The 20630-nt window shown below is 48.1% G+C and carries 16 protein-coding genes and 1 other annotated feature (1 of these 17 only partly in view); of the genes, 5 read left to right on the top strand and 11 right to left on the bottom strand.

Going from position 1 to position 20630, the window contains the following annotated elements:
- Positions 1-87 precede the first annotated feature (87 nt).
- Positions 88-1023 carry a bifunctional riboflavin kinase/FAD synthetase gene (ribF, locus tag LC084_RS14680; RefSeq protein ID WP_226571943.1) on the bottom strand — a complete coding sequence of 312 codons (936 nt, stop codon included), beginning with the start codon at positions 1021-1023 and terminating at the stop codon, positions 88-90.
- Positions 1024-1353: 330 nt separating this feature from the next.
- Here ribF and rpsT point away from each other — a divergent pair, with 330 nt between their 5' ends.
- Positions 1354-1617 carry a 30S ribosomal protein S20 gene (gene rpsT / locus LC084_RS14685; RefSeq protein ID WP_226571944.1) on the top strand — a complete coding sequence of 88 codons (264 nt, stop codon included), beginning with the start codon at positions 1354-1356 and terminating at the stop codon, positions 1615-1617.
- 68 nt (positions 1618-1685) lie between these two features.
- On the opposite strand, the gene nhaR is transcribed toward rpsT, so the two are convergent.
- The 4 genes from nhaR to dnaK all read right to left on the bottom strand — a co-directional run bounded on the left by nhaR (position 1686) and on the right by dnaK (position 7415).
- Positions 1686-2591, bottom strand: a complete 906-nt coding sequence (gene nhaR, locus LC084_RS14690) for a transcriptional activator NhaR (RefSeq protein ID WP_226571945.1) — start codon at positions 2589-2591, stop codon at positions 1686-1688.
- A gap of 77 nt (positions 2592-2668) precedes the next feature.
- Positions 2669-3838 carry a Na+/H+ antiporter NhaA gene (gene nhaA, locus LC084_RS14695; RefSeq protein ID WP_226571946.1) on the bottom strand — a complete coding sequence of 390 codons (1170 nt, stop codon included), beginning with the start codon at positions 3836-3838 and terminating at the stop codon, positions 2669-2671.
- Positions 3839-4105: 267 nt separating this feature from the next.
- Complete coding sequence (dnaJ, locus tag LC084_RS14700; protein ID WP_226571947.1) at positions 4106-5251, bottom strand: molecular chaperone DnaJ; 1146 nt, start codon at positions 5249-5251, stop codon at positions 4106-4108.
- 247 nt (positions 5252-5498) lie between these two features.
- Positions 5499-7415 (bottom strand): molecular chaperone DnaK, encoded by a 1917-nt coding sequence (dnaK, locus tag LC084_RS14705; protein WP_226571948.1) that lies wholly within the window; start codon positions 7413-7415, stop codon positions 5499-5501.
- A gap of 297 nt (positions 7416-7712) precedes the next feature.
- On the opposite strand from dnaK, the gene satP reads away from it, so the two are divergent.
- Positions 7713-8285 carry an acetate uptake transporter gene (gene satP, locus LC084_RS14710; RefSeq protein ID WP_226571949.1) on the top strand — a complete coding sequence of 191 codons (573 nt, stop codon included), beginning with the start codon at positions 7713-7715 and terminating at the stop codon, positions 8283-8285.
- A 52-nt stretch (positions 8286-8337) separates the two neighbouring features.
- On the opposite strand, the gene LC084_RS14715 is transcribed toward satP, so the two are convergent.
- From LC084_RS14715 to tal, 3 genes are all read right to left on the bottom strand, one after another.
- Positions 8338-9648, bottom strand: coding sequence for an MFS transporter (locus LC084_RS14715; RefSeq protein ID WP_226571950.1), 1311 nt, complete (start codon positions 9646-9648; stop codon positions 8338-8340).
- Positions 9649-9774: 126 nt separating this feature from the next.
- Complete coding sequence (gene mog, locus LC084_RS14720) at positions 9775-10362, bottom strand: molybdopterin adenylyltransferase (protein ID WP_226571951.1); 588 nt, start codon at positions 10360-10362, stop codon at positions 9775-9777.
- A gap of 143 nt (positions 10363-10505) precedes the next feature.
- Entirely contained in the window at positions 10506-11459 is a 954-nt protein-coding gene (gene tal, locus LC084_RS14725; protein WP_226571952.1) for a transaldolase, read from the bottom strand.
- A gap of 201 nt (positions 11460-11660) precedes the next feature.
- Between tal and LC084_RS14730 the strand changes: the two genes are divergently transcribed.
- The 3 genes from LC084_RS14730 (at position 11661) to LC084_RS14740 (ending at position 15811) form a co-directional block, all read left to right on the top strand.
- The gene (locus LC084_RS14730; RefSeq protein WP_226571953.1) at positions 11661-13088 is read left to right on the top strand and encodes an alanine/glycine:cation symporter family protein; all 1428 of its coding nucleotides are present in this window, start codon (positions 11661-11663) and stop codon (positions 13086-13088) included.
- A gap of 88 nt (positions 13089-13176) precedes the next feature.
- Positions 13177-13950, top strand: a complete 774-nt coding sequence (gene yaaA, locus LC084_RS14735) for a peroxide stress protein YaaA (RefSeq protein WP_226571954.1) — start codon at positions 13177-13179, stop codon at positions 13948-13950.
- 310 nt (positions 13951-14260) lie between these two features.
- Positions 14261-15811, top strand: coding sequence for an AbgT family transporter (locus LC084_RS14740; protein WP_226571955.1), 1551 nt, complete (start codon positions 14261-14263; stop codon positions 15809-15811).
- A gap of 93 nt (positions 15812-15904) precedes the next feature.
- Here LC084_RS14740 and thrC read toward each other — a convergent pair whose 3' ends face one another.
- Genes thrC through thrA form a run of 3 tightly spaced genes read right to left on the bottom strand, consistent with a single transcriptional unit; the run spans position 15905 to position 20589 of the window.
- Positions 15905-17191 (bottom strand): threonine synthase, encoded by a 1287-nt coding sequence (gene thrC / locus LC084_RS14745; protein WP_226571956.1) that lies wholly within the window; start codon positions 17189-17191, stop codon positions 15905-15907.
- Positions 17192-17194: 3 nt separating this feature from the next.
- Entirely contained in the window at positions 17195-18124 is a 930-nt protein-coding gene (gene thrB / locus LC084_RS14750; RefSeq protein ID WP_226571957.1) for a homoserine kinase, read from the bottom strand.
- Between the two features lie 2 nt (positions 18125-18126).
- Complete coding sequence (gene thrA, locus LC084_RS14755) at positions 18127-20589, bottom strand: bifunctional aspartate kinase/homoserine dehydrogenase I (protein ID WP_226571958.1); 2463 nt, start codon at positions 20587-20589, stop codon at positions 18127-18129.
- A gap of 25 nt (positions 20590-20614) precedes the next feature.
- Positions 20615-20630: a sequence feature (Thr leader region), on the bottom strand; it runs 101 nt beyond the window's last position.

A 20630-nucleotide genomic window follows, 5' to 3' on the forward strand; every position in this document is an offset into this window, starting at 1 on the left:
GGTTTGATTAATAACCCGCTCTGGGATTACGCCGGTGCTTAGATACTCACCGCCACCGGGGCATCGCGTCTGTCATACGAGCCCCTGTTATTCAACATTTAGCCCCAACAATTCACGGGCCGTACTTTCATCTTTTGCGATTTGCTCTTTCAATGCGTCAAGTGATGCAAACCGCTGTTCATTACGAATTTTATGGCGCAACACCACATCAATATGGCGCCCATATAAATTCATGTTTGTATCCAGTAGATGTACTTCCAACTGCTGACGCACGCCAGCAACCGTAGGACGCGTACCAATGTTCGCTACCCCGGGAATAGGATTGTCCCCCAACCCATAAACTTCTACCGCGAACACACCTTTAACTGGAGATACCAAGCGTCGCAACGGCAAATTCGCCGTGGGGAAACCAATCGTTCTGCCCAGTTCATCGCCATGCACAACACGCCCAGAAATCACAAACGGATGCCCCAGCAGGTTTTCCGCACGGGTAAGATCATCCTCTTTTAGAGCCTGGCGCACAGAGGTACTGCTGATACGCAGCCCATCGTGGCAATAAGTTTGTGCACTGGTAACATCAAACCCGTACTCTTTACCCGCCTGCTGTAATAACAGGAAATCGCCCTGGCGACCAGCACCAAAACGGAAATCATCCCCTACAGCCAGTAATTTGACATCAAGCTTGTCAACCAACAGATCGGTGATAAATTGCTGTGCTGTCAGTGCGGCAAAACGCCTGTCAAAGCGAACACACAGGACATAATCAACAGCACTGTCAGACAGATAATGTAATTTTTCCCGCAAACGCGTTAAACGTGCTGGCGCATTTTCCCCGGCAAATAACTCAAGCGGCTGCGGTTCAAAGATCATAACGACAACGGGTAGTTGACGTTTTACCCCTTCCGCACACAACCCTTGCAGTAAAGCCTGGTGACCACGATGTACACCATCGAAATTTCCGATGGTTAATACACATCCGCGAGGTATCTGACTGAGATTATGTATGCCGCGTATCAGCTTCATGACTGGCTCAAGACTGTGGAAATTGGCGGATTATACCTTGTACAGCGGTTAAGGTTAACCCGCGATTGATGCTGGTAAGCGATAAACTGCCTGCCTTCAGGAGCAAGCCCGCTCTTCTTTTATGTAAAAAGCACCTTACAGAGTACATTTTCTCACAACAGGACTATATTCGCAGCACGCAAACTGATAGAATCTTGCGCCACAATCAGGTAACAGGTGCCGCTTCAATAACGGCGCTTATTTGCACAAATCCATTGACAAAAGAAGGCTAAGAGGGCATATTCCTCGGCCTTTGAATCGTCCACATAGATTATATTTGGGAGTTGGACCTTGGCTAATATCAAATCAGCTAAGAAACGCGCCGTACAATCTGAGAAGCGCCGCAAGCACAATGCAAGCCGTCGCTCTATGATGCGCACCTTTATTAAAAGGGTATACGCGGCAATTGCAGCTGGCGACAAAGAAGCTGCACAAAAAGCATTTAACGAAATGCAACCGATCGTGGATCGTCAGGCCAGCAAAGGTCTGATCCACAAAAACAAAGCAGCGCGTCATAAAGCAAACTTGACTGCGCAGATCAACAAACTGGCTTAATCCTGTTTGTTGTTGCTTTATAAAAAAACCGGCGCAAGCCGGTTTTTTTATTAGTCCTCAATAAATCTTCAAACCACTTTTTCAGGCAAGCGAAACAATTCACTGTAATCACGGTTACAGATACGCTGCACTGCGGGGTGCTGAATCATACGCTCAGCAAAAATAGCGTGGTACTCTTCCATCACGTTGTCGATACGCCCTATCTCGGTAATATTCTCGTCCTGATAAAAGTCCTGGCCATACAGTGTTGGAGCCACAAAAATTGCGTTATGTGCTGCACCAAAGGCTTTCATTAATGCAGCGTCATCGAACTCGCCGAGAATTTCTACCTTCAGGCCCTGGGAATTAATCCAGTTAAGAATTTGCCGCCCGAGCATAGAGCGCCGCCCGGGTATTAACAGCTTACGCTCTTCAAGACAGGCAGGGAAAGCTTGCTGTGGTAACGGATGTTGACCCCAAAAGCTGACACTGCACTCGCCAATTTTAACCGAGAACAACCCCTCTTGTTGGGTGGAATCGATAGGGCAATCAGAAATAATCATATCCAGTTTGTGCTGACCAAGTTGTTCCAGCAGCATTTCATGGGTGGATTCAAAGCAACGTAAATGGATTTGCTCATCCTCTACGACAACAGCATCAAGAACCCCGCTAACCAGACGCTTGGACAACGCATCTGCTACACCCACATCAAACAACAGATGCGATTCTTTGCGATAATTGATGATATCCAGCATTTCCTGGCTTAATGTGAACATACGGTCCGCATAGCGGAATACCAGTTCACCCAGTTCACTAGGTTCCAGGCCGCGCCCTTTTCGTTTAAATAACTTTCCTTGTAGACGTTCCTCCAACGCTTTGATTTGCCCGGTAATGGTTTGAGGCGTCAAATACAGAGCCTCAGCAGCACCTACAACAGATCCTTCCTTGTAGACATGCCAGAAATAATACAAATGGTTAAAGTTTACATGAGACATTTTGTCACTCCCTGATAATGATTACACCACTGCCACCTCCTGGTGGCAGTGGGCATTGCTCATTTAAAAATGATATGTCAGGTACGTACGGCAGTCCTGTAACGTAACAAGGCATATCCTGTAATTGCTGCAACGACTGACCCAACCAGAATCCCCAACTTAGCAAGATTGATAAGCATCGGGTCCAGTTCGCCAAACGCTAATGAAGCGATAAAAATAGACATGGTGAAACCGATTCCGCACAGCACACCAATTGCCAGAATATCCTTGCCGGTTGTACCTTCTGGCAAAGTGGCTAGTTTCAGTTTAATTGCCAGCCAGCTGAACAGAGCAATACCTACAGGTTTACCAATAAACAAACCTGCAATAATGCCAAGCGGCAGAACAGAGAACATGCCATTTGCATCCACACCGGCTAACGACACCCCAGCATTGGCAAACGCAAACAAGGGCAAAATCAAATAAGCGACCCACGGGTGCAACACATGCTCAAGCTCACGAGCTGGCGAGTGCCCATCTTTTTCTTTCAACGGAATCAGGAAGCCGACAATCACCCCAGCCAGGGTGGCATGAACACCAGACTTCAGGACCGCAGCCCACAGCACCGCCCCCACCAAAATATAAATTCCGGTACGACGAATATTGAGCAGATTCATTACAACCAACACAGCCACAGCTGCTGCTGCTACCAGCAAAGACATCACAGAAAGGTCACTGGTGTAAAACAGCGCGATAATAATGATTGCACCCAGATCATCAATGATAGCTAACGCCATCAAAAATATTTTCAATGATGCAGGGACGCGATTACCCAGTAACGCTAAAATCCCCAGGGCGAATGCAATATCTGTGGCGGCAGGAATCGCCCAGCCCTCACGGGTCACCGGGTCCGAGCCATTGAACAACAGATAAACCAGAGCTGGTACAACCATCCCCCCCACAGCAGCAATAGCCGGGAAGGAAGACTGGCGTAAACTGGCCAGCGATCCCACCATCATTTCACGCTTAACTTCAAGCCCAATGACCAGGAAGAAGATAGCCATCAGAAAATCGTTCACCCACAGCAGTAGGTTCTTGTTAATTTCCAGTAAGCCAAACCGGAACTCCACAGGCATAGATAAGAAAGACTGGTAAGCCTGGCTGGTTGCGCCCAGGTTAGCCATTAACATGGCCAGAGCCGCCGCAATGATAAGAATCACCCCTCCAGACGCATCACTACTAAAAAAACGTTTTATGAGTTTCGTCATGAATTACAACCTAACATTCACTGTTATACATTTCGGTTTAATGGAACTGTTAATAAGGATAGCGGGAGAAACTCATCGTAAAAAGTAGGTTATATAAGGTAGTAACTTCGGTTTTTACGATCAATAGATAGAGATGAGGCTGTATTTCTCGTATTGTTTACTTCTGTACCATATTTAGTGTGATACGAAATACAAAAAAGAAAAACCCGAATCAGTTTAAACCGACTCGGGTTTTTTCAGATGACATACGTCAAATTATTATGACAATTAGCGGGTTAAGTCATCAAAGAACTTTTTCACACCATCGAAAAAGCTTTTGGAACGTGGGCTATTTTTCTCACCCGTTGGCCCACCAAAGCTTTCCTGCAATTCTTGCAATAACTGTTTCTGGCGATCATTAAGGCCTACAGGGGTTTCTACTACAACCCGGCACAATAAATCACCTTGTGCCCCGCCACGCACAGATTTAACACCTTTACCGCGCATCCGGAAGAGCTTACCGGTTTGGGTTTCCCCTGGCACTTTCAATTTCACCCGGCCATCCAGGGTTGGCACTTCAATTTCGCCTCCCAATGCAGCCATCGCAAAATTAATGGGAACTTCGCAATACAGGTTGTTACCTTCACGTTCGAATATAGGGTGCTGTTTCACCTGAACCTGAACATACAGGTCCCCGGCCGGTGCACCATGCTCCCCTGCTTCGCCTTCGCCTGACAGACGAATTCTGTCACCGGTGTCCACCCCTGCCGGAATTTTAACAGACAAGGTTTTGCTCTCTTCGACACGGCCTTGGCCATGGCAATTGTTGCAGGGATCTTTAATAATCGTTCCGCGCCCCTGGCAATGCGGGCAGGTTTGTTGCACAGTGAAAAAACCCTGACGCATTTGGACCTGGCCAGAACCATGGCAGGTTGGGCAGTTTTGTGGAGTGGAGCCAGGTTTTGCACCACTACCATGGCAAACATCACACTCTTCCAGCGTTGGAATGCGGATTTCTTTTGTCACGCCACGGACAGCTTCTTCCAGCGTTAACTCCATGTTGTAACGCAAATCAGCGCCACGAGCTGCCCGCGTTCTGCGGCCACCACCAAAGATATCGCCGAATACATCACCAAAGATATCGCTGAAATCAGCACCGCCGCCGCCAAAGCCGCCACCACCGTAACCGCCGCCACCCATTCCGCCCTGCTCAAAAGCAGCATGACCATACTGGTCATATGCGGCACGTTTCTGCGCATCAGTGAGGATTTCGTAAGCTTCTTTTACTTCTTTAAATTTTGCTTCGGCGTCTTTATCGCCCTGATTACGGTCAGGGTGATATTTCATTGCCAGGCGCTTGTAAGCCTTTTTGATTTCACGCTCTTCCGCTGTTTTCGGAACGCCCAAAACCTCGTAATAGTCTTTCTTCGCCATTGTGTGTCTGCCCTTAGAGCCTGTTCCACAGGCACTACAGTTATCGCTACATCAGGCAAATGCCTCACTACCCAGTGAGCAGGCAGCCAGAAAACATTGCCGGGAACGGCTCATACCTAATCTGAATATGGAAATAAACTGCAGAATTAAGTCGCCTGACATACGTACACGGGCGTGGAGTTACCTCTACGCCCGTGCTGGTTACCGATCATAAATGTTTGTATGACCGCGCCCGCAATCAGGGCGATTATTTTTTATCTTTGACTTCTTCAAACTCTGCATCAACAACGTCGTCGTCTTTTGCAGCATTGTTATCAGCGGAACCTGTATCAGCCTGCTGCTGAGCATGCTGTTGCTGAGCGATTTCCATCAATTTTGCAGAAACCTGAGCCAGAGCCTGCATTTTCGCTTCAATCTCAGCTTTATCTTCACCTTTCAGCGCCTTATCCAGGTCGTTCAGTGCAGCTTCGATTGCAGTTTTGTCTTCTGCCGGCAGTTTGTCGCCTGCTTCTTCCACTTGTTTGCGAGTGCTGTGCAGCAAGTGATCGCCCTGGTTACGGGTCTGAACCAGCTCTTCAAACTTACGGTCAGATTCTGCGTTAGCTTCTGCTTCACGTACCATTTTCTGGATTTCATCTTCATTCAAACCAGAAGAGGCTTTGATAGTGATCTGCTGCTCACGACCCGTGTTTTTGTCTTTCGCAGAAACGTGCAGAATGCCATCAGCATCGATATCGAAAGTAACTTCGATTTGTGGCATACCGCGCGGCGCCGGGTTAATACCATCCAGGTTAAACTGACCCAGTGATTTGTTATCACCCGCACGTTTACGTTCACCCTGCAGAACATGGATGGTCACTGCAGACTGGTTATCCTCTGCGGTAGAGAACACCTGGCTGTGTTTAGTCGGGATAGTGGTGTTTTTAGTGATAAGCGCAGTCATCACACCACCCATGGTTTCGATACCCAGAGACAGCGGTGTAACATCCAGTAGCAGAACGTCTTTAACATCACCAGTCAGAACACCACCCTGAACCGCAGCACCAATAGCAACAGCTTCATCCGGGTTCACATCTTTACGTGGCTCTTTACCAAAGAATTCAGAAACTTTTTTCTGAACCATTGGCATACGAGTCTGACCACCAACCAGAATAACGTCGTTGACTTCGGATACAGACAAACCAGCATCCTGCAGTGCAACTTTCAGCGGCTCGATTGAACGCGTAACCAGGTCTTCCACCAGCGATTCCAGTTTGGCGCGAGTCACTTTGATGTTCATGTGTTTCGGGCCAGTGGCATCCGCAGTAATATACGGCAGGTTCACGTCAGTCTGTTGTGCAGAAGACAGCTCAATTTTCGCTTTTTCTGCCGCTTCTTTCAGACGCTGCATTGCCAGCGGGTCATTACGCAGGTCGATACCCTGATCTTTCTTAAATTCGTCAACCAGATAGTTGATAAGACGGCTGTCGAAGTCTTCACCACCCAAGTGAGTATCACCGTTGGTTGCCAGTACTTCGAAGGTTTTTTCGCCATCAACTTCATCAATTTCGATGATAGAGATATCGAAAGTACCACCACCCAAGTCATACACAGCGATAGTACGGTTACCGGTTTCTTTATCCAGGCCGTAAGCCAGTGCAGCAGCAGTAGGTTCGTTGATAATACGTTTTACTTCCAGGCCTGCGATACGGCCAGCATCTTTAGTTGCCTGACGCTGAGCATCGTTGAAGTACGCCGGAACAGTAATAACAGCTTCAGTTACTGTCTCACCCAGGTAGTCTTCTGCTGTCTTTTTCATTTTTTTCAAAACTTCAGCAGAAATCTGCGGCGGAGCCATTTTCTGGCCTTTCACGTCCAGCCACGCATCACCATTATCAGCAGCCAGGATTTTGTACGGCATAATAGCCACATCGCGCTGAACTTCTTCATCCTGGAAGCGGCGGCCAATCAGGCGTTTAATCGCAAACAGGGTGTTCTGCGGGTTAGTCACTGCCTGACGTTTAGCCGGCTGACCAACCAGGGTTTCACCATCCTGAGTATAAGCAATGATTGAAGGCGTAGTACGATCACCTTCAGCGTTTTCCAGAACTCGCGCCTGGGTGCCGTCCATAATCGCTACACAAGAGTTGGTTGTACCCAGGTCGATACCAATAATTTTACCCATCTAAACGTCTCCACTAAAAATTCGTCTTCATGTGGTTGTGAACCTGTTATGCGGCCAAAAAACAGTGTTTCAACCGCTTTTGTCGTCTTTTTTTCAGATTCAACAACTTTTCGATAACCAGAAGATGGGGGCGTGCAGCCATCCATCAAGGGGGGAAACAAAAAAAATTTTAATTCTTACCTTTTCAGATCATGGACTGCGCCTGCAAAGCTGATTACGATGCCGCGCCCTTTCAGCCTTTATCGGTTTGAAAGGGCTAAACATATAAACCTGTCTCTTTATTTTTTCAGAGGAATTATGGGCAACACTACGTTGGCTAACCCCGCACCACTTGGCTTAATGGGCTTCGGCATGACAACCATTCTGCTTAATCTGCACAACATTGGGTTTTATCCCCTGGATAGCATTATTCTTGCCATGGGCATTTTTTACGGCGGTATTGCGCAAATTTTCGCAGGACTGTTGGAATTTAAGAAAGGCAATACATTCGGGCTCACTGCTTTCACGTCTTATGGCAGTTTCTGGCTGACCCTTGTGGCAATTCTTATGCTGCCTCACTTCGGTGTTGCTGAAGCAGCCAACCCGCATTTCCTCGGCGTTTACTTGGGGTTATGGGGCGTATTCACTCTGTTTATGTTCTTCGGCACCTTGAAAGGCGCACGCGCTCTACAATTTGTGTTCCTGAGCCTGACTGTACTGTTCATGCTGTTATGCTTGGGGCATTTGGTTGATAACGAAGGCATTGTGCATGTGGCAGGCTGGATTGGCCTGGTATGTGGCGCAAGTGCAATTTATCTGGCTATGGGGGAAGTACTGAACGAGCAGTTTGGCCGCACCATTCTGCCAATCGGTGCATCGTCACATCACTGATTAACCCAGAAAAAATCAGTAAAGTGGCACAGCTAAGTGCCACTTTGCTTCATCAGGCGGTTGTCCCCGCTTTTTCCGTTGCATGCACACTTGTCTCATCAAGAGCATTACGCAACACCAGTCCAATACCGATACCTAGTAATGACAGCGCCAGCACATACCACGCAGGAGCCATTGGCGAGACACCCATTAATACGGTAACCAGCACTGGCGTCAGCCCACCAAAAATGGCGTATGCAACATTGTATGAAAAAGAGATCCCGGTAAACCTAACTTCAGCCGGAAACGCCCGCACCATAACAAAAGGCACGGCACCCACAACACCGACACTAAAACCGGCCAGCCCATATAATTCAAACAAGTAATCAGGCAGAACAGCAGTTAAGTGATAGAAGCACCAGGACGATACAGCCAGCAAGATCCCGCCGAAGGTGAATGTCCGGCTGGCACCGAAGCGGTCTGCCGCCATCCCGGAAACCAGGCACCCCACACACAGCATTACGGTTGCCACACTATTCGCCTGCAATGTCAGTGCTGGTGCCAGTCCAAGCTGCTTTTGCAGCCATACGGGCGACATCAAAATCACCACAACAATACCGGCCGATAATAACCAAGTAAGCAACATAGAAATCGCAACGGCTTTCTTGTGATGAACCACAACCGCTTTCAGAGGTAATTCTTCAGCTAATACTTTTTGGCGCTGCATTTCAATGAAGACAGGGGTTTCCTGCAACCAGCGGCGCAAATACATAGCGACCAGGCCAAATCCCCCTCCAATAAAGAAAGGAATACGCCATGCTCCATCATGAATGGCAGCTTTAGTAAATGCGGTATTAATGATAGTCGCGACAATAGAGCCCAGCAGAATCCCCACAGTAAGGCCTGCAGTCAATGTGCCGCAGGCAATACCAATGCGTTTAGAAGGAACATGCTCGGCAACAAAAACCCAGGCACCGGGAACTTCACCGCCAATGGCAGCACCTTGCAAAACGCGCATCAGTAACAACAGCAAAGGAGCCGCAATGCCCAGCGAGTTGTATGTGGGCAATAAGCCAATAGCAAGCGTGGGGAGAGCCATGAGTAAGATGCTTAGAGTAAACATCTTCTTACGGCCAACTTTATCGCCGAAGTGCGCCATCACAATGCCGCCTAATGGCCGGGCAAGATACCCGGCAGCAAAAATGCCGAATGTTTGCACCTGGCGTAGCCAGTCTGGCATGTCTGCCGGGAAAAACAGCTCCCCTACGACAGCAGCAAAGAAGACAAAAATGATGAAATCATAAAACTCCAGTGCGCCACCCAGCGCAGCCAGAGACAACGTTTTGTAATCCTGACGGTTCAGAGATCTGTTTGCATCAGACATAAAAAGCCACTTGTAAATATGCGGGAGGAAAATTTACTTTTCATAAACGTAAAGTAAAAATTACTATATCGTCAAAAAAATATAACGCCCACTACAAATAGCTTTTATGCCACACAGACTTTAAAATCAGGATTCACTGCTACGAATGGCGTTTTTTGGGCGAAAAGCTGCTACCACAATGGGGTTAGTTTCTATATAAGGGCCATCCAGCAACTGTACACAATACGGTACACTTGCAAAAATACCGGGTATCAACACTTTTCCATCTGCTGACTTCACACCTTCCAGCGTTTCCTGAATGGACTTTGGCTGCCCGGGCAAGTTGAGGATAAGTGCCTGTTTACGAATTACTCCCACCTGGCGAGACAAAATCGCTGTAGGAACAAAATGCAGGCTAATTTGGCGCATTTGCTCACCAAACCCGGGCATTTGCCGGTCTGCAATAGCGATGGTGGCATCTGGCGTGACATCCCGCCGGGCCGGTCCGGTGCCTCCGGTAGTGAAAACTAAATGGCAGCCCATTTCATCAACCAACTCACACAACGTCTGCTCAATAATTGCCTGCTCATCAGGAATCAGCCGGGTTTCAAACATGAACGGTGTAGTTAAAGCGTTTGCCAGCCAGCTTTCCAGTGCAGGAATACCTTTATCCTGGTAAATACCACTAGAAGCGCGGTCAGAAACAGAAACAAGGCCAATACGGAGTGTGCTCATAATCAATTCCGGTCAGTAAACGTAATTTTCTGATGATACACCGTGATGCCGAGCGCAGACAAAAATGCAGGTAAGAAAGAACAGGACGGTAGAATAAGAAGTGAAAAATAATACGGCCGGGAAGCCGGCCGTATTCAAGGCAATTACAGTAAATCACCCACCATGGTTTCCAGTTTACCCTGGTCAACAGCAAACTTACGGATACCTTCGGCAAGTTTATCAACAGCCATTGGATCCTGATTGTGCTGCCACAGGAACTGGGATTCTGTCATACGTTCAGGGCGGGCTTTCACCTCGCCAGTGTAAGACAGTTTACGCTCAACAGCGCCCTGCGCTTCAGAAAGCTCTTTCAATAATGCCGGTGCAATGGTCAGGCGATCGCAGCCAGCCAGTTCCAAAATTTCACCCGCATTACGGAAGCTCGCACCCATAACTACAGTTTCATAGCCATGTTGTTTGTAATATTCGTAAATTTCAGAAACTGAAACCACACCTGGATCTTCGTGCGCGGCATACTCTTTTTTATCGGTGTTCGCTTTATACCAATCAAGAATACGGCCAACGAAAGGAGAAATCAGGTACACACCTGCTTCAGCGCAGGCCCGAGCCTGAGCAAAAGAGAACAGCAACGTCAGGTTACAGTTGATACCTTCTTTTTCCAGTTGTTCTGCCGCGCGAATACCCTGCCAGGTTGATGCCAGCTTGATCAGAATACGATCATTGCTAATACCAGCATCGTTATACAGCTTGATCAGGCGTTTTGCCTTAGCAATGCTGGCATCGGTATCGTAAGACAGGCGAGCATCCACTTCCGTTGAAATACGACCAGGGATTAATTTAAGAATTTCCAGACCAATGTTTACAGCCAGTTTGTCTGTTGCATCAACCAGTTGCTGTTCACGGTCACTGCTTTGGTCGCGAGCCCAGGCTACGGCTTCATCGATTAATTTGCGGTATTCCGGGATCTGAGCAGCATTAAGAATCAGAGATGGGTTAGTGGTGGCATCCTGCGGCTGGTAAAGTTTCATTGCCGCGATGTCTCCGGTATCAGCAACAACCGTAGTCAGCTGACGCAAGGAGGTCAATTTATCCGTCATGATTATTCACTCATCAAAACTGCTTGTTAGGGAGATGTAACCGGTCTGACTCGATGATAACACGGTGCGTTTCAGGTGCAACCCGCGGCAAACGACACGGGCTCATTATGGTAAACTCCATATACCTAATGTACGCCCCCGGTTGAATTCAGCCGCACTGGCGTGAAACACTCCAGAAAACAGATGTTTTAAAAGGAAAAAATGCAGGACTTTCTGGCATTTATCAACCAAGTACTGTGGGGAGCGATATTACTCTACCTGGTTCCGGCTACCGGCGTCTGGTTTACGTTGCGTTGTAGTTTTGTTCAGTTTCGTTACTTTGTTCCGGCTGTAAAAAGTCTGAAAATAACCTTTCGTACCGCAAATAAAAATATCACGCCTTTTCAGTCAATTTGTACCAGTATGGCGGCCCGCGTTGGGAGCGGAAATCTGGCGGGTGTCGTTATTGCGTTGGCAGGAGGGGGCCCGGGGGCTTTGTTCTGGATGTGGTTTGCAGCCTTAATAGGGATGGCGACAACCTTCGCGGAATGCACACTGGCACAATTATATAAAACACCTAATAAAGACGGTGGATTTCGTGGCGGGCCTGCCTGGTATATGGCTCATGGGCTGGGTATGCGCTGGATGGGCATTGCGTTTTCGTTTTTTTTGCTGGTCGCCTTCGGCCTGGTATTTAATACCGTTCAGGCAAATGCTATCGCCGTGGCGATGTCCGGCTCATTTTCTGTTGCGCCAATAATCAGCGGCACTGTACTGGCTGTTATTGCCTGCCTGGTATTTACTCAGGGATTACCCGGAATCGCCAGAATACTGCAATGGCTGGTCCCACTCATGGCAATACTGTGGATTGGTGTCAGCCTGAGTGTGGTGTTTACCCATATTGAACTGGTCCCAGGCGTGATTCGGCGGGTTATTAAATATGCTTTTGGCTGGCAACAAGTCACATCTGGTGCACTGGGTTATACCCTGAGCCAGGCAATTGCCAGTGGACTGCAGCGCGCCATGTTTTCCAATGAAGCAGGCATGGGCTCGACACCTAATGCAGCCGCAGCCGCAGAAGCCATACCCGCACATCCGGCATCTCAAGGAATCGTACAAATGGCAGGAGTGATGTTTGATACCTTCGGTATCTGTACAGCAACAGCGGCCATTATTCTTCTTGCCGATACCAGTAGCGATGTTATTGACAGGGCAAACAGTATTAATCTGCTACAAAACGCACTCAGCACACTTTCCGGCTCATGGGGAGGCAGCTTTGTCGCGTTTATCACCGTGCTATTTTCATTTACTTCGGTACTGGCCAACTACAGCTATGCAGAAAATAATCTGTCATTCTTGCGCCTGGATACCCCCCGAGTGGTCGCGGTACTTCGGGTAATAGTCAGCCTGACTTTACTGGCTGGGGCTCTTTCCAGTATCGACCTTGTGTGGTCCCTGGCTGATATCATTATGGCCTTCATGGCAATTACCAACCTGACCGCAATATTGCTCCTTTCCCCCGTCGTCCGTGATGTAACTTTAGATTACCATCGGCAACTAAAGCTTGGGGTAACACCCGTCTTCGATCCTCAACGTTTTCCTGATATAAGTGGGCAACTTTCACCTGGCGCATGGAAGACACCAAAATAAAACCGCTGACCAATCATAACCATTGATAATCCGCCACTGAAAATTTGCTACAGTGGGTGCAAATAAAAAAGTAACAAGGAGCACTGTTATGCTGATTTTAATTTCACCTGCAAAGACACTGGATTACCAAAGCCCACTGGCAACCACCCGTTTCACGCAACCAGAGTTGCTGGATTACAGCCAGCAGTTAATTACAGAAGCCCGCAAGTTGAGTGAATCGCAAATAGCCTCATTAATGGGGATAAGCGACAAACTGGCTTCGCTAAACGCCACACGTTTTCACGACTGGCAGGCAAATTTCACCCCAGAAAATGCCCGCCAGGCCATTCTGGCTTTCAAAGGAGATGTTTACACAGGTTTGCAGGCCGAATCCTTTTCAGAAACTGATTTTGATTTTGCCCAGTCCCATTTAAGAATGCTGTCCGGGCTTTATGGAGTTCTGCGTCCACTGGATCTTATGCAACCTTATCGTCTTGAAATGGGTATTCGCCTGGCTAACGCAAAAGGCAAAGATCTCTACCAGTTTTGGGGCGATATCATTACGAATAAACTGAATCAGCACATCGAGGAACAGCAAGAACAGGCAGTGGTAAATCTTGCGTCAGATGAATACTTTAAGTCTGTAAAAACCCCCAAACTCAAAGCCCCCATCATCAAACCCGTGTTCCTTGATGAGAAAAATGGCAAATACAAAGTTATCAGTTTTTATGCAAAAAAAGCCCGTGGGTTGATGAGCCGGTTTATCATTCAGCACCGCCTGACCAAACCAGAGCAGCTCGCTACATTTAATGAAGAAGGCTATACCTTCGATAGCGCATCATCGACCGACCTGGAACTGGTCTTCCGCCGCAAGGAACAATAAAACTAACAGGCTGGCAGCCTGCCAGCCACACGACTTACCTCTCACACTTAGCATTATATTCCCCTGCCATTTGGCTTACGTTCAATATTTATATTTTATAATTCGCTTTCACTCATATTATCCACTATAAAAGCCACGTATTTTAAATGGCTATAAAGACACACAACGGACTATCCCCAACAGATGCCAGGTGTAATACAAGCCAATAATTCCGGTGGAAGGACCATCTGGCGCAGTCAGTAGCAGGGCGAGCGGCTCACTGCGTTATCTCTGCAAAACTGAAGGGGGTTATGCATAACAGAGGAATATCATGCAAAGCACAACAAGGAACAAGGAAGGGCGTTTGTTATCAGGCTTTCTTAACGCAGTTGAAAAAGCTGGAAATAGATTACCCGAACCGGCACTGATCTTTTTTTACATGCTGCTGGGGGTTATGGGGCTGTCTCTCATTCTCTCCTGGGTTGATTTCGGCATTGTTAATCCAGTAACCAGTGAAGCCGTTCAGGTGAACAACCTGTTAGCTCCAGAAGCACTGGTTAGCTCACTCACCAATATGATTACCACCTTCACTACGTTTGCACCTCTGGGGATTGTTCTGGTTGCTATGATGGGTGTCGGGGTTGCAGAACGCTCAGGTTTTATCAATACCGCGCTGAAAAAGATGCTGAATGTTACCCCGCGCCGGTTATTAACCCCGATGCTTATCTTTGTGGCCATGTTCAGCCATGTCGCCGCCGATGCAGGTTACGTGTTGGTTATTCCACTGGGCGCCATTATTTTTATGTCCGCAGGGCGCCATCCACTTGTCGGTATTGCTGCCGCATTTTCTGGTGTTTCTGGTGGTTTTGCCGCTAACATGGTGCCAACAGGCAATGACGCGCTATTGCAAGGATTCACCCAGGCTGCAGCGCAACTTCTGGACAACACCTATACCGTTAACACGCTGTGTAACCTGTTTTTTGGTATTGCATCATCTATTGTTATAACCCTCACAGGTTGGTGGGTAACTGAGCGCATTGTTGAACCTCGCGTATCTAAAATGCCAATAGACGGCGATTACGTTCATGATGAAGATATGTCCAGCTATTCGCCAAAAGAGAGCAAAGCATTTATTTTGGCTACGCTGGTTATGTTTCTTGGGTTAGGTATGCTGGCCACAGTATCCTGGCCTGCCGACTCTATCATGCGTGGTGAAGATGGTTCACTGACGAGTTATAGCGCCCCAATAATGAAAGCGATTGTGCCGCTTATTTTCCTCGTATTTATCATTCCTGGCATTGTCTACGGCTATGCGTCGGGAACATTCAGTAAAGGCAAGGATGTCATTGATGCCATGAATGACACCATGAGCAAAATGGGCTCTTACATGGTAATGGCTTTCTTTTGTGCCATGTTTATCAAAGCGTTTGGTGATTCAAATATTGGTACGCTGTTAGCTCTGGCGGGTGCAGATGCCCTGAAAGCGATGTCATTACCTGGGGGCGTAACGATTGTTGGCATGATCGTCTTGACTGCGATTGTAAACATTCTGATTGGTTCAGCTTCAGCGAAATGGGCACTGCTTTCACCGATCATGGTTCCGATGCTGATGGCCGTTGGGATCTCACCTGAATTAACTCAGGCCGCGTTCCGTATAGGGGACTCCACTACCAACATTATTACGCCGTTAATGGTCTTCTTCCCATTAGTAGTGGTCTACTGCCAGCGCTATGTCAAAAATGCGGGTGTTGGGACACTGGTCTCTATGATGTTACCTTATTCAGTCGTGCTCTTTGTGGTCTGGAGCCTGTTCCTGCTACTTTGGTGGGGATTAGGCATGCCACTGGGCCTGGCCGCTCCTTATACATATCCGGCGCCCTAAAAAACATAATTTACCAATAAATATCAATTAGATATAAAAATGGCCACTTCGATGAAGTGGCCATTCGTGTATTTACAGGATGTTTAAGCTTAATTATTTACCACGCAACATAAACGCACGCAGTTGATCATAATCGGCTGGTAAGAAGTGAGACAACAATTCCAGGTCAGCCCTTGCAGCCAGTTCTTCAGGCAGTGGCAACGTTTTATCCAGGATAACCTCAACACTTTCTTTAAATTTAGCCGGGTGCGCTGTACCAAGGAACAACCCATATTCCCCAGCATGCAACTGATCACGTAATGCCCGGTAAGCAACAGCCGCATGCGGCTCTGAAACATAACCGAGTTTATCTAAATCACGCATAGATGCTTTGGTTGTATCATCATCAACAGATGCATACCCCAGCTCATTCAGGCGCCAAATCTTACGGCGGAATAACTCTTCCACACGTGGCCAGTTGTTTGGCTGGCTGACATCCATCGCATTAGAAAGTGTAGCCACAGTCTTATTAGGCAACCATTCGCCTTCAGCAAGATAACGCGGAACAGTGTCATTCACATTAGTTGCAGCAATAAAACGCTTAATAGGCAAACCCAGTGATTTAGCCAGCAACCCGGCAGTCAGGTCACCAAAATTACCGCTGGGCACAGACACAACCAGTTGGTTACGGGCTTCTTGTGGCAGTTGTGCTACCGCTTCAAAGTAGTAACAGATTTGCGCCAGTAACCGGCTGATGTTAATCGAGTTAGCTGAGTTCAGGCCCAGGGCAACTTTCAATTCTTCGTCATCAAAAGCCTGTTTAACCAAAGCTTGGCACGCGTCGAAATCGCCTTTAACTGCAACCGTTTCGATATTGCCACCGAGGGTGCAGAACAATTTTTCCTGCAACGGACTGATTTTCCCTTCCGGGTAAAGAATCACCACGCGCACATTCGGCAAGCCAAAGAAAGCATGGGCAACAGCTGCTCCGGTATCACCGGAGGTTGCGGTCAGAATGGTGACCGGCTTATCTCCACTGATATATGCAAGGATCTGCGCCATAAAGCGGCCGCCAAAGTCTTTGAACGCCAGTGTGGGTCCATGGAACAACTCAAGGCAACCCACATCACTTTCGACGGGCTTGACCGGCGCCGGGAAAGTAAACGCAGCCTTCACCAGTGCCGCCAGTTGTGCTTCAGGAATTTCATCACCAATAAATGCTGATAAAATTTTGCTACTACGCGTAACAAAGTCCAGTTCCAGCATTTCATCAATTTCTGTGAGGCTGAATTCAGGAAGCTCATGAGGAAAGAATAGCCCCTGATTGCGACCAAGCCCTTGGGTCACGGCCTGTGAGAAACTGACCTGCTCGTTGTGATCTTTCAGATTGTAGAGTTTCATTACTTATCCCATTACTCGTGCACCTGCCGTATCGAGACGACAGATATGTACAAAGCCTTCCTGATTCTGGACGTAATTCTGGCTTAACCAGTTTGCTACCTGTTGAGCAGCATCAGCCCGGTTGCATACGGCAAACATCGTTGGCCCTGAGCCAGAAATGCCACATGCCAGTGCCCCCATTTCTGTTGCAGCCTGGCGTGCAGCTTCAAAGCCAGGCAATAACTGAGTGCGGTAAGGTTCAGCAATCACATCCTTCATTAACGCGGCTGCCAACTCTGGCTGGCCGGTATGGCAGGCATGAATAAACCCGCCCAAATAGCGGCCATGGCGGATACAATCCTGGCGGCGATATTCAGCAGGAAGAATCGCCCGGGCCTGTGCTGTAGACACTTTAATGCCAGGGTAAGCCATCACCCACTGCCAGTCGTCAAAACCAGGTACAGACTGGCTGATTATCCCTTTTTCTTCCAGCATAAGTTGCATGCCGCCAAGAAAACAGGGAGCAACATTATCGTAATGAACACTGCCGGAAATGCGCCCTTCCATTTCACCCATCAGGCCAAGCAGTGTTGTGTCATCCAAAGGCTTTCCACAAAATTCGTTCATTGCCATTAACGCAGCAACGACAGAACAAGCACTGGAGCCCAGCCCGGAACCAATAGGCATGTTTTTTTCCAGGGTCATAGCGACAGGGACCGGTTTCCCTAAAGCTTCACAAAAGCGCTCCCAGCACTGCCAGACAATATTATCTTCTGGCCGGGACGGTAATTTACTGACAAACCGCCCTACATTTTTAAGCGAGAATTTATCGGCTGCTTCTACCGAAACGCAGTCGCCCAATAGTGCGCCATCAACTGGAGACACCGCCGCGCCTAATACATCAAACCCAACACTCACATTGCCAATGGAGGCAGGTGCATACACAGTAACCATTCTTAAACTCCCAACTTCCATGACAAGGTGCGCAGCAGGTCGGCAAATACACCTGCAGCCGTCACATCATTTCCTGCGCCATATCCACGTAATACCAAAGGTAACGGGTGATAATAATGGCTGTAAAATGCAAGAGCATTCTCACCATTTTTCACTTTGAACAAAGGATCGTTGCCATCAACGGCATCAATTTTTACTACGCAACGCCCATCTTCCTGAATCAGCCCGACATAACGCAGCACCTTACCTTCATCACGAGCCGTTGCAACTCGTGCGGCAAAAGCATCATCCAGTTCAGGTAAACGCGCCATAAATTGGGTGACATCACCAGAAGAATCAAATTCAGGAGGCAGTACAGGTTCAACGACAATATCGTCAAGTTCCAGTTCATGGCCATTTTCCCTGGCGAGAATCAATAACTTACGCGCTACATCCATACCCGACAAATCATCACGCGGGTCTGGTTCGGTATACCCCAACTCACGCGCAACACTTGTGGCTTCTGACAGTGACACACCTTCATCCAGTTTGCCAAAGATAAAAGAGAGCGAGCCGGACAAAATACCAGAGAAATGCTGTAATTCATCACCCGCATCCAGTAAGTTCTGCAAGTTTTCAATAACAGGCAACCCGGCACCTACGTTGGTATCATAAAGGAACTTACGGCGTGATTTTTCTGCGGCCTGTCGCAACTCATGGTAATAAGCCATGGACGAAGTGTTCGCCTTCTTGTTAGGCGTAACCACATGAAAACCTTCCCTCAAGAAATCAACATACTGATCTGCCACTGACTGGTTCGAAGTACAGTCCACAATCACCGGGTTCAACAGGTGATATTCTTTTACCAGGCGAATCAGGCGGCCCAAATTAAAGGGTTCTTTGGCTTCACCTAACATGGTCTGCCAATTTTCTAAATCCAGACCATGCACATTAGTCAAAAGAGCACGAGAGTTGGCAACACCACAAACACGCAAATCAATATGTTTGCGCTTGAGCCAAGGTTGCTGGCGCTTGATCTGCTCGATCAACGCGCTGCCCACACCACCCACACCAATCACAAACACTTCTACAACCTGATCGGTATTGAATAACATCTGGTGGGTAACACGCACCCCAGTCATTGCATCATCATTGCTGACTACAACAGAAATGGACCGCTCAGAAGACCCTTGAGCAATGGCAACAATGTTAATATTAGCGCGGGCAAGTGCCGCAAAGAATTTAGCGGAAATACCGCGCAAGGTGCGCATGCCGTCACCCACTGCCGAGATGATTGCTAACCGCTCCATTATCATAAACGGCTCCAGCAGCCCTTCTTTCAGCTCCAGATAAAACTCATCTTCAAGCGCCTTGGTAGCCCGTACACATTCAGACTGCGGCACGCAAAAACTGATGCTGTATTCAGAGGAAGACTGGGTTATCAATACCACCGAAATGCCATTACGCGACATGGCAGCAAAAACACGGGCAGCCATCCCGACCATGCCTTTCATCCCCGGGCCTGATACGCTGAACATCGCCATATTATTAAGATTACTGATACCCTTAACAGGCAGGTTATCATCATCCTCACTGGCCCCAATTAAAGTGCCAGGCGCATCAGGGTTTCCGGTATTTTTAATCAGGCAAGGAATTTGGAACTGGGCGATGGGGGTAATCGTGCGGGGATGAAGAACTTTAGCGCCGAAGTAAGAAAGCTCCATGGCCTCCTGATACGACATCGATTTCAATAACCTCGCATCAGGTACCTGCCGCGGGTCACAAGTATAAACACCATCGACATCAGTCCAGATTTCGCAACAGTCTGCTCTCAGGCAGGCAGCCAGAACAGCCGCAGAATAATCAGAACCATTACGGCCTAACACCACCAATTCATTTTTTTCGTTTCCTGCGGTGAAGCCCGCCATCAGAATCATATTCTCTGCGGGGATCCGGCTGGCCTCAATACGGCGAGTGGATTCAGGGATATCGACGGTGGATTCCAGGTAATGTCCGTTAGCCAGCAGTTTCTCAACCGGGTCAATCACTGATACCTGATGGCCGCGAGCGGTGAGCAGAGCCGCCATAATAGCAATGGACAACTTCTCCCCACGGGAAATAAACGCCGCATTGATGCTGTCAGGGCACTGACCCAGCAGGCTAATACCATGCAGAACATGCTTAATCTGCGCGAATTCATGTTCAACAACGCTTTTCATTTCAGCCAAGGGGAAACCCGGCTGAAGTTGAGACAACCCATTAAGCAAATCCGTAAAGATTTGCCCTGCATCACTGATATTCGGCATGGCGTCCTGACCGCTGATTGTTTTTTCTATCATAGCGACCAGATGGTTCGTAATTTTCGCCGGCGCAGAAAGCACGGTGGCGACCTGCTCCTGTTTCGCCTTACTTTCTAAAATTTCAGCAACGCACAAAAAACGTTGTGCGTTTGCTACTGAAGTACCGCCGAATTTCAACACTCGCATGGTTGTTACCCCTTGAACATAAGCCGAAAAAAAAGCCCGCA

The sequence above is a fragment of the Mangrovibacter yixingensis genome (genome assembly GCF_020523985.1).
GTDB classification, from domain to species: domain Bacteria; phylum Pseudomonadota; class Gammaproteobacteria; order Enterobacterales; family Enterobacteriaceae; genus Mangrovibacter; species Mangrovibacter yixingensis.